Source organism: Rhodovibrio sodomensis (assembly GCF_016583645.1).
GTDB lineage: Bacteria > Pseudomonadota > Alphaproteobacteria > Kiloniellales > Rhodovibrionaceae > Rhodovibrio > Rhodovibrio sodomensis.
The window spans coordinates 1-10660 of the sequence record NZ_NRRL01000148.1 but is presented as its reverse complement, the minus strand read 5'-3'; the positions used below and the strand labels follow the sequence as shown (position 1 = coordinate 10660).

Here is a 10660-nt window from a genome sequence, read left to right as displayed (position 1 = left end):
CGCCTGGTCCTGGGTCGAGAAGATGTTGCACGACGACCAGCGCACCTCCGCGCCCAGCGCCGTCAGCGTCTCGATCAAGACCGCCGTCTGCACCGTCATGTGCAGGCAGCCCGCGATCCGCGCGCCCCGCAGCGGCTTGTCCCGGCCGTACTCCTCGCGCAGCGCCATCAGCCCCGGCATCTCCGTCTCGGCGATCGCAATCTCCTTGCGACCCCACTCAGCGAGCGAAATGTCCGCAACCTTGTAGTCCTGCTGGTCGGCCATGGTTCGGGTCGGCTCCTTCCGGTTGGCTGTTCAAGACGCTAGAGCAAGATTCGCGATCGAAGCCGGTCCGGCTTGCATCGTTTCTGCGCTAGACGCGTGACTGATAACGGGTGCGCTGGACGGCGCGGCGGGCGCGCGGGGCTGCGCGCCGCGCCCGCACGCGGCGAGCTGCGCAGATGAAATAGCAGCCGACCGACACGCCGGCAAGTTACCGGCAGGCCACACCGAATCCGGGACGAACCGCCCGCGGTCAGCCGGCGAAGTCGTCCAGCAGGGCGGCGATGCGGCCGGTGTCGTGCTGGTCCATGATCGCCATGGCGCGATGGCTGGCCGCGCGCATCTCCAGCTGGCGGATCCGCTGCTTGACCCGCGGCAGCGCGGCCGAGGACATCGACAGGTCGCTCACGCCCAGGCCCAGGAACAGCGGCGTGTAGCGCGGATCGCCCGCCATCTCGCCGCACACCGAGATCGGGATCCGGGCGCGCAGCGCGGCCTCGACGGCGAACTGGATCAGCCGCAGCACGGCCGGGTGCAGCGGGTTGTAGAGGTGGGCGACCCGCTCCTCGCCGCGGTCGATCGCGAGGGTGTACATGGTCAGGTCGTTGGTGCCGATGGCGAAGAAGTCGGACACCGCCGCCAGCGCGTCCGCCGACAGGGCCGCGCCCGGCACCTCGATCATCGCCCCCAGCGGCGGCAGCGGGTCCGGCACCGGCTCGCCGCGCGCGGCCAGGTCGCGGGCGACTTCGTGCAGCGCCCGGCGCGCCTCGCGCATCTCGTAGGTGCTGGAGACCATCGGCAGCAGGATCCGCACCGGGCCGTGGCGGGCGGCGCGCAGCACCGCGGCCAGCTGGGTATCCAGCAGATCGCGCTGCTTCAGGCTAAGCCGGATCGCGCGCAGGCCGAGCGCGGGGTTCACCGAATCGCCCAGGTGGTCGCCCAGCGACCAGGCCAGCTTCTCGCCGCCGACGTCGAGCGTGCGCACCGTGACCGGGCGGCCCTGCATGGTCTCCAGGATCTGCCGGATCGCCTGGTACTGCTCGTCCTCGCCCGGCAGGTCGTCGCGGTTCATGTACAGGAATTCGGTGCGCAGCAGGCCGACGCCTTCCGCCCCCGCGGCGACCGCCTGCTCGCCCTCGCGCGGCAGCTCGATGTTCGCCTGCAAGGTGATCCGGTGATGGTCGCGGGTCACCGCCGGCAGGTCGCGCAGCTTGGCCAGCTGGCGCGCCTCCCGCTTCATCTCCGCCAGCCGCTCGCGGTAGCGCGACAGGCGCGCCTCGGTCGGGTTGACGATCACCCGCCCGCGCGAGCCGTCGACGATGATCTGCTCGCCCGGCAGCACCTGGCCCAGCAGGTCGGCGACGCCGAGCACCGCCGGCAGGCCGAGCGAGCGCGCCATGATCGCGGTATGTCCCTCGGCGCCGCCCAGCACGGTGGCGAAACCGGCGATCCGCTGCGGGTCCATCAGCGCGGTGTCGGCGGGGGTGACCTCCTCGGCGATCACGATGGAGTTGCTCTCCAGCGCGTCGAAGGTGGTGAAGGGCGCGTCCATCAGGTTGCGCACGATCCGGGCGCCGACCTCGCGGAACTCCTCCGCGCGCGCCTTCAGGTAGGGGTCGTCCATCTCGGAGAAGTCGTGGGCGATCCGCGCGATCTCCGCGGTGACGGCGGATTCGGCGTTGACCTGCCGGTCGCGGATGCGCCGCTCGACCCCGCCGATCAGCGACTGCGAGCGCAGCATCTGCAGATGCGCGTCCAACAGATAGCCAAGCTCCTCGGCGGCCGAGCCGTGCAGGCTCTCGGCCTTGGCGCGGACCTTGCCGAGCTGCTTGCGCGCCTTGCGCACGGCGGTGTCGAAGCGCGCGACCTCGGCCTCGACCTGGTCGTCGGTCACGCAGTACTCGACCACCTTCAGGTCGCCGGTGTCGCGCACGTGCGCGGGCCCGATCGCGACCCCGGGGGAGACCGGCAGGCCGGTGAACACGCGCTCGCCGCGGTCCTGGATTCCGCGCGCGTTGGCATCGCGCGCGGACCCGCCGGGCCCGGACGATCCCCGGGACACACCTTGCGGGGCGTGCGCGGCGCCGGTGCCGCGCGGGTCGCCGTGGCGGGAGCGCTCGGACATCAATCCTCGTCGAACTTGCGGTCGATCAGCTGGGCCAGCGCGTCGAGCGCGGGCTCCGCGTCCGCGCCGGTGGCGCGCAGGTCGATTTCGGTGCCCGGGCCGGCGGCCAGCATCATCAGCCCCATGATCGAGGTGCCCAGCACCTCGGTGTCGTCCTTGACCACGCGGATTTCCGCCTCGAAGGCTTCGGCCGTCTTGACGAACTTGGCGGCGGCGCGGGCGTGCAGGCCGCGCTGGTTGCGAATCGTCACCCGCCGCGCCTGGCTGGCGGCATCGCTCATTTCTTGCCCGCGCCCGCCCGCGGGTTGGCCCGGCCGGGGTTCTGGCCGCCGGTCGGACCGGCGCGGTTCGGCTCGACGCCGCCGTGCAGCAGCTGCGATGCCACGTTGATGTACTTGCGCCCGGCCTCCTGGGCGTTGGCGACCACGGTGTCCAGCGGCTCGGTCTTGCGCAGGGTGGCGAGCTTGATCAGCATCGGCAGGTTGACCCCGGCGATCACCTCCACCTTGCCCTGGCTCAAGACCGAGATCGCCAGGTTGGACGGCGTGCCGCCGAACATGTCGGTCAGGATCACCACCCCGTCGCCGTCGTCGACCTCGCCGACGTAGCTCAGGATTTCCTGACGCCGGCGCTCCATGTCGTCGTCCGGGCCGATGCAGACCGCCTGGATCTGCTGCTGCGGGCCCACGACGTGCTCGAGCGCGGAGATGAATTCCGCGGCGAGCCGCCCGTGGGTTACCAGGACCATCCCGATCATCCGTCCTCCTGCACGCGCTTCGCGCCGGTCATGGCCGCCGCAGCCGGCCGGCCGGGTGCCGGGATGCCCGGCCAGCGCGGGCCGTAGCCGCGATCTGTCGCGTGAATCGCTCGGGTGTGCAAGCACCGCGTTGCCGCGCGCCCGTCTAGAGCAAAATCGGTGAAGGTCTGGTCGACCTTCATCGTGAATTTTGCTCTGACTGCTTGAAGAGAGAGCAAGATGCTGGAAGGTGGCTTCACCTTTCAGCATCTTGCTTTAACCGGGAGTCGGCGACGGCGGGTCGGCGGGGTCCTGCTCCGCGTCGCCGCCCACGCCCAGTTCGCGGTGGTTGAGCGTGACGCTGCGCCCGGCGCTCTTCAGCTCGGCCGCCAGCTTTTCCGCCAGCGCCACCGAGCGGTGCCGGCCGCCGGTGCAGCCGAGCGCGATCGTCAGGTAGCTCTTGCCCTCCCGCTCGTAGCGCGGCAGCAGGCGCTTCAACAGGCGGGTGAGGCCGCCGAAGAAAGGCGCGAAGTCGGGATCGCCGGCGACGTAGTCCGCCACCGCCGGGTCGCGGCCGGTCAGCGGCTTCAGCTGCGGGTCGTAGTGCGGATTGCGCAGAAACCGGACGTCGAACACCAGGTCCGCTTCGCGCGGCAGGCCGTTCTTGTAGGAAAACGAGGTGACGAACACCGCCATGCCCTGCGCCGCCGCCAGTCCCAGCTGGGCGGAGATCACCCGGCGCAGGTCCTGGGTCGACAGGGTCGAGGTGTCGATCGTCATGTCGGCGCGCTTGCGCAGCGGGGCGACCAGCCGGCGTTCCGCCGCGATGCCGTCGGTCAGCGGCCGGCCCTGGGCCAGCGGGTGGCGGCGGCGGGTCTCGGTAAAGCGCCGGCGCAGCACCTCCTCCTCGCAATCGACGAACAACAGCGTGACCGCCAGCGTGGGGTCGCTCTCCAGCCGCTTAAGCGCGTCCAGGAACGGCTGCACGGCGAAATTGCGGGTCCGGATGTCGACGCCGATCGCGACCGGCGACTGCAGCCCGCCCTCGTGCACGATCGTCGCCACCAGGTGCAGCGGCAGGTTGTCGATCGCCTCGTAGCCGACGTCTTCCAGCGCCTTCAGGGTGGTCGACCGGCCGGCCCCGGACATCCCGGTGACCAGCACGACGCGCTGACGTCCGCGCAGCCCGGAGGCCGTGGCGGGCGCGGTCCCGGACGCGCTGTCCGGCCCGGCGTCCGGCTCGGACGGGTCGGCGGCCTCCGGGGCCGCCTCCCGCGGCTGGTCGCGATCCTCGCTCATGGCGCTAGCACGTGTCCTCGCCGTCGCCGTCGGGGCCGGCCGGCCCGGCCGGATGCCAATCGTCGGGAAGTATAGTGGCGCCCCGGCCTCCCAGGGCAAGTTGCAGCTTTGCGACAGCCGACGCCGCCCCGGGATCGATTTCGACCCGCCGCAGCCGGCAGCCCAGCACGGTCTCGTGCGCCGGGTCCGGCTGGCGCCGCGGGCGCGGCGTCAGGTCGGCCAGCAGCACAACCCGCGCCGGCCCGGCAGCCGGCAGGCGGAGCAGGCCGACCCCGCGCGCTTCCATCACACCCTGCAGGCTGTCGGGCGCGCGCGCGACCAGCGCATCGCCATCGCGCGCCAGCAACACCTGATCGTCCGCGACCAGACCGGCGCCGGCCGCCGCGACCAGACGCAGCAGGATGTCGGACTTGCCGCTTCCCGAAGGCCCGCGCAGCAGCACGGCGCGGGCGTTCAGGACGGCACAGCTGGCGTGCAGGCGGGTGGCGTCCATCACCTCCCCAGCCTACCCCGCACGCCCGGACCGGCGCCAGCGTGACGCGTCCGGCTAATCGCCCGAAACACGGGCGGTGGGCGCCGCGTTCGCCGGCGTCTCGTCGGTCCGTGGAGCGGCGTCAGTGGCGGGCCGCAGCCGGTCGGCCGGCAGCTGGATCGTGACCCGGGTGCCCACGCCGACGGTGCTCTGCAGCTCGACCCGGCCGCCGTGCAGTTCGGCGAAATGCCGGACCAGCGACAGGCCCAGGCCGACACCGTCGCGGTTGCGCTGCCAGTTGATGTCGCCGGTCGCCTGCTGGAACGGGTTGAAGATGCGCTCCTGGTCTTCCGGCGGGATGCCGACCCCCTGGTCGATCACGCTGATCGCCAGCCCGTCGGTCTCCGGCGCCGCGCGCAGGGTAACCCGGCCGCCGGGGTCGGAGAACTTGACCGCGTTGACCAGCAGGTTGACCAGCATCTGCCGCACCCGGGTCGGGTCGGCGTACAGGCGCGGCACCCCGTCCGGCACCTCGGCGACCAGCTCGATGCCGTGCGCGTCGGCCCGGTCGTGCAGGATCCGCATCGCCGATTCGACCGTCTTGGCGACGTCCATCGCCTCCGCCTGTAGCTGCATCCGGCCGGCCTCGACCCGGGACAGGTCGAGGATGTCGTTGATCAGCTCGAGCAGGTGGGTACCGCTGTCGTTAATGTCGCGGGCGTAAGTCTGGTAGCGGTCGTCGATCGGACCGAACAGGCCGTTGGACATGACCTCCGAAAAGCCGATCACCGCGTTCAGCGGCGTGCGCAGTTCGTGGCTCATGTTGGCCAGGAAGTCGTTCTTCGCGCGGTTCGCCAGTTCCGCCTGCTCCTTGGCGCGGGCGAGCTCGCGCTCCTTGCGCTCGCGCTCGGTGACGTCGTTGTAGGTCAGCACAGCGCCGCCGCCCGACAGGCGGGTGATCCGCATCGCAAGCGTCCGGCCGCTGGTGTGGTCGTCGACCAGGTGCTCGCCGGTGCCGCCGTGGATCACGGTGGCGCGGGCGCGCACCAGCTCGTCCGGGTCGCCGGGGCCGTAGTCGCCGCGCGCCGCGCGGTAGCGGATCAGCTCGCCGACCCCGGTCCCCGGCTGCACCAGGTCGCGCGGCAGCCGCAACAGGTTGAAGTAGCGTTCGTTCGCCGCCAGCACGCACCAGTCGGCGTCCAGCGCGATCACGGCGTCGGCCATGCTCTCGAAGGTCGCCTCCAGGATTTCCCGGCGCCGCTCGGCGGTCCGCCGGGCGGTCATCTCGGCGGTGACGTCGCTGGCGGTGCCGCGATAGCCGGCGAACCGGCCGGCCGCGTCGTGGAACGGCCGGCCGCTCAGCCGCAGGGTGATCGCCGTGCCGTCGCCGCCGCGCGCGGTGGCGGTTAGGTTCCGGAACGCGCGCCGGCTGCGCAGACTGGCGGCGATCCGGGGCCAGCCGCGGGTCAGGCGATCGGCGAACAATTCCATCGGGCTACGTCCGCGCACCGTCTCCGCGCTCAGGCCGGTGACCTCGGTGAAGCGCCGGGAGACGAACGAAAAGCGCAGGTCGCGGTCGAGTTCCCAGAACCAGTCGGCCGCGGTGTCGGCGATGTCGCGCAGCCGGGCCTGCCCGGCGATCAGCTCGCGCTCGCCCTCGCTCAGCCGCCGGGCGGTGCGCCGGCCGACCAGGATGCCGCCCGCCGCCAGCAAACCGGTCAGCGTCACCATGCCGGCGATCACCGCGTTTTCCACCTTGCGCGCGGCCGCGCTGACTTCGCGCGCGAACCGTCGGGTGTGCATGCTGAGCGCGGCCTTGGTGCCGACCACCTGCGCCAACAGGCTGGCCCGGCGGACCGGCGGCAGGTTCTCCTGACCGATCAGGTAGGCGTGTGCCGTCAGCCCGACGTTTTCCAGCGCCAGCACCATACGGTTCCCGTCGGCCCAAGCGTTCCTGGCGTCGTTCAGCACGTAGGTCGGGGCCAGCAGGCGGTACATCCAGATCGCGGCCGCGGCGTCGCCCCGGTGCATGCCGGCGGGCACCAGCAGCTCGACCGCGTCCTCCACCGGAAAGTCGGAATGATCGGCGAGCACCTTGGCGAGCGTGAACGCCTTGGGCACCGCGATCGCCGCCTGAAACGCGTCGTAATATTGCGGATCGCCGGTCTGGACGTAGGTCTTGAGCGCCGCCGCGGCTTCGTAGTTGGCCTTGGCGTAATGGCTCTGCCCCTCCAGGTAGGAGCGGCCAATGTCGACCAGGTAGATGCCGGCCACCCCCGCGGCCAGCACCAGCAACTGCAGCGCGACCAGGACGCCAACCAGCCAGGTCAACTTGGACTTCGAACGCGCGAGCATGGCGGGGCCGGCTGTGGTCGGTGCGGGAATAGAGAGTCCCCAGTTCACGCTGCATTTTCACGCTAACGGGCGCTAATAATCAATTAACGTTTTAACAGAAAACAAAATCGCTTTCGGGCGAGTCGCCGGTCCGCCTAAATTTGCTCCGTCTTCCACACGCGCGGACCGGATAGAGGGCGACGGCGACGGGATTTGCCGCCGCGTTCGAATGGGCCCCCGGGCGCTCACTCGGCCGGCAGCCACACCGTAAACCGGGCGCCGGCGATGTGCCCTTCGGCGTCGCGCCGGTTCTCCGCGACCAGGCTGCCGCCGTGGGCCTCCACGATCTGCTTGGAGATCGACAGGCCGAGGCCGGAGTGGGTGCCGAACTTCTCGTCCTTCGGCCGTTCGGTATAGAAGCGGTCGAAGATCGCCTTCAGCTTGTTCTCCGGAACGCCGGGCCCATGGTCGTCGACGACGACCTGAACCCAGCCGTCGGCCCGGCGCGCGCCGACCCGGATCGTGCCGTCGGTCGGCGAGAAGGTCGCCGCGTTCGACAGCAGGTTGCGGAACACCTGCCCGAGCCGGCCTTCCAGCCCCTGAATGGTCAGCGGGTCGGTCGATCCGTCGGCGGCGCGCGGCAGCTCGATCGCGTAGGTCGGGCCGCCGCGTTCCTTCGAGGTGGCGCCCTCGACCTCGACCAGCGCGTCGAGCAGGCGGCTGAGTCCGACCGGCTCGCTCTGCGCGCGCGACAGCTCGGCGTCCAGCCGGGACGCGTCGGAGATGTCGGAGATCAGGCGGTCGAGGCGCTGCACGTCGTCCAGGATGATCCCCATCAGCTTTTTCTGCTGCTCGGGATCGTCGACCCGGGCGACCGTCTCGACCGCGCTGCGCACGGACGTCAGCGGGTTCTTGATCTCGTGCGCGACGTCGGCGGCGAACCGCTCGATCGCGTCCAGCCGGTCCCAGAGCGCCTGGGTCATGTCGTCGAGCGCCACCGACAGGTCGCCGATCTCGTCCCGGCGTTTCGACATGTCGGGGATCTCGACCTGCCGGCCCTGCGCGCGGCGGACCCGGTCGGCCGCCTCCGCCAGGCGGTGCAGCGGCCGGGCGATCGCCCCCGCAAGATAGACCGACAGCAGCACCGTGACGCCGAGCGCGACCGCGAACACCACCAGGATGTCGAGCCGCCGGTCGCGCACCGCCGCCTCGATCTCCGAGCCGTCCTTGGTCAGCATCAGTGCGCCCAGCACCTGGCGGTAGCGCTGCACCGGCACGGCGACCGACAGCACCAGCCCGCCGTCGGGGTCGCGGTAGACCCGGCTGTGGGCGTCGCCTGCGAGCGCGCGCTCGGCCTCCGGATACTGCGCCGCGCGCTGCTGGCGCGCCTCCTGGTAGACCGGCAGCTCGTCGCTGGGGACGTAGTCGAGCACCCAGTTGTACGCCCGTTCCAAGATCTCCGGCATCCAGCCGCCGGGCTCCGGCGGCGGCAGTTCCTCGACTGTGACCTGCCCGCCCGGGCCCATCAGGACGAAGCTGTCGGCGACCAGATCGCCGCCCGGCCCGAACAGGCGGGCGCGGATGTCGCTGCCGGCCAGCAGCACGCGCATGGCATGGCGCGTGCCTTCGGCGAGCAGCTTCTCCTCGCCGGACTGGGTCACCACGACCGCGCTGCCGGCGAGCGTGGTCGCGAACGCGCGCGCCTGGGTGCCGAGCGCTTCCAGCTCCGCCTCGATTAGGCTGTCGCGGTACTGCTCCAGGTGCAGCAGGCCCAGAACCGGCACCGCCAGGACCAGCACATTGAGCGCCAGGATCCGCCGGGTCAGCGGCGACCGCCACGCCCCGCGCGGCCGCCGGCGCCGGCCGCGCCGCCGTTCGGCCGGCTGTCCGTCCACCGGTCCGGTCCCCACGCCGGCCGGCGGGCGGGCGCGTCCGTGTCTGTCCCCCCGGGGCACGTTGCTTCAGCCTCGCACAGTCACGCTTCGCGGTACCGGTAGCCGACGCCGTACAGCGTCTCGATCTGCTGAAATTCCTTGTCGACCTGCCGGAATTTCTTACGCAGCCGCTTGATGTGGCTGTCGATCGTCCGGTCGTCGACGTAGATGCTCTCGCCGTAGGCCGCGTCCATCAACTGGTCGCGCGACTTCACGTGGCCCGGCCGGTGTGCCAGCGCCTTCAGGATCAGGAATTCGGTCACCGTCAGGTTCACTTCCTGCTCCTTCCAGGAACACAGGTGGCGGCTGGGGTCCAGCATCAGGTTGCCCCGCTGGATCGCCTGCTCCTCCGGGGTCGCCTCCTCCATCCGCCCAGCCAGCCGCTCGCGCCGCAGCAGGGCGCGGATCCGCTCGATCAGCAGGCGCTGCGAAAACGGCTTGGTGATGTAGTCGTCCGCGCCCATGCGCAGGCCCAGCACCTCGTCGACCTCCTCGTCCTTGGAGGTCAGGAAGATCACCGGCAGGGTGGAGTTCTCGCGCAGCCGGTTGAGCAACTCCATGCCGTCCATCCGCGGCATCTTGATATCCAGCACCGCGACGTCGACCGGGTGCGATTGGATTCCGCGCAGCGCCTCCGTCCCGTCGGCGTAGGTACGAACCTTGAAGCCCTCGCTCTCCAGGGCGATCGAGACCGAAGTCAGGATGTTGCGGTCGTCGTCGACCAGGGCGATCGTGTTCTGCATGGCGTCGGTCATGGTGCCCGCGGACGGTGCGGCAGCGCGCGTTTGGGTCTGGTTCAGCATATGGTTGCCCCCTGGCAGGAATTCTACACGTTGTTCGGGACTTAGAACCGGCAGGCGTGCGATTTGCGCCGGGTCCGGAAAATCGGGCAGCGTGCCCTCTATCGGGTCCGGTCGCGGCGCCGGTGCGGCGGGATTGCGGCAGATCGGTGACGATCGCGCGGTCTGGCATCCGGCGATCCGACCGCGGTCAAGTTCGCGCGTGGCGCCGGCGATCGCGATGCGTGACGTGACCTTTGCGTGCCGCCGACCTTCGAAACCGGTCGGGACGGCGCGTTCGGGCTGCCCCGTTGGCGCCGGTGGCGGGGCGGGGAAATCGGCTAGAGTAAAGTCGATGAAGGTCGTGTCGACCAGCATCGTGAATCTTGCTCAACTGCTTGAAGAGAGAGCAAGATTCAGCTGAAAGGTGGCTTCACCTTTCAGCATCTTGCTCTAGACTGAACTTTGTATTTGGCCAGAACAGTAACTCCCTGATGATGCTCAAAGAATTGGCGCCACGGGCGAGTCCGCTCTGGCTACATCATGGGCTGACGCCGAGCAAGTCGAAGGCCTTGGCCTGCAGCGGCGTGGGCTGGGTCGGCTGATCGAAGCTGTAGGCCGGGTTGCTGGGCATGCTGACGGTGTTGAGGCACAGCGTGCCCAGGTCGTCGAGCAGGCTCTGGAAGCTGTGCACGGGCAGGCCGTGGTCGGTCCGCCGGG

The 10660-nt window shown here is 70.5% G+C and carries 9 protein-coding genes and 1 pseudogene; all 10 read right to left on the bottom strand.

All coding sequences use genetic code 11. The features are described 5' to 3' along the window. A partial coding sequence (locus CKO28_RS24925) for an adenosylhomocysteinase (protein ID WP_200343666.1) occupies positions 1–264 on the bottom strand: 264 nt, incomplete at its 3' end. Between the two features lie 250 nt (positions 265–514). Next, positions 515–2386, bottom strand: coding sequence for a phosphoenolpyruvate--protein phosphotransferase (gene ptsP / locus CKO28_RS24920; protein ID WP_200343664.1), 1872 nt, complete (start codon positions 2384–2386; stop codon positions 515–517). Beyond that, entirely contained in the window at positions 2386–2667 is a 282-nt protein-coding gene (locus CKO28_RS24915; protein WP_200343663.1) for an HPr family phosphocarrier protein, read from the bottom strand. Before CKO28_RS24915 ends, ptsP begins: the two co-directional genes overlap by 1 nt. Positions 2668–2750: 83 nt before the next feature. Beyond that, a pseudogene (locus tag CKO28_RS24910) lies at positions 2751–3143 on the bottom strand (PTS sugar transporter subunit IIA); the annotation flags it as partial. Further along, complete coding sequence (locus CKO28_RS24905; protein WP_200343659.1) at positions 3140–3325, bottom strand: hypothetical protein; 186 nt, start codon at positions 3323–3325, stop codon at positions 3140–3142. The gene CKO28_RS24905 and the pseudogene CKO28_RS24910, both read right to left, overlap by 4 nt. Before the next feature lie 73 nt (positions 3326–3398). Further along, on the bottom strand, positions 3399–4421 hold the full coding sequence (gene rapZ / locus CKO28_RS24900; protein ID WP_200343657.1) for an RNase adapter RapZ: 1023 nt from the start codon (positions 4419–4421) through the stop codon (positions 3399–3401). A 4-nt stretch (positions 4422–4425) separates the two neighbouring features. After that, complete coding sequence (locus CKO28_RS24895; protein WP_200343656.1) at positions 4426–4914, bottom strand: HPr kinase/phosphorylase; 489 nt, start codon at positions 4912–4914, stop codon at positions 4426–4428. A 54-nt stretch (positions 4915–4968) separates the two neighbouring features. Next, positions 4969–7224: a sensor histidine kinase gene (locus CKO28_RS24890; protein ID WP_200343654.1), complete on the bottom strand. Its 2256-nt coding sequence runs from the start codon at positions 7222–7224 to the stop codon at positions 4969–4971. A 248-nt stretch (positions 7225–7472) separates the two neighbouring features. Continuing rightward, positions 7473–9122 (bottom strand): stimulus-sensing domain-containing protein, encoded by a 1650-nt coding sequence (locus CKO28_RS24885; RefSeq protein WP_200343647.1) that lies wholly within the window; start codon positions 9120–9122, stop codon positions 7473–7475. An 80-nt stretch (positions 9123–9202) separates the two neighbouring features. Beyond that, positions 9203–9904: a response regulator transcription factor gene (locus CKO28_RS24880; protein ID WP_200343668.1), complete on the bottom strand. Its 702-nt coding sequence runs from the start codon at positions 9902–9904 to the stop codon at positions 9203–9205. Positions 9905–10660 lie beyond the last annotated feature (756 nt).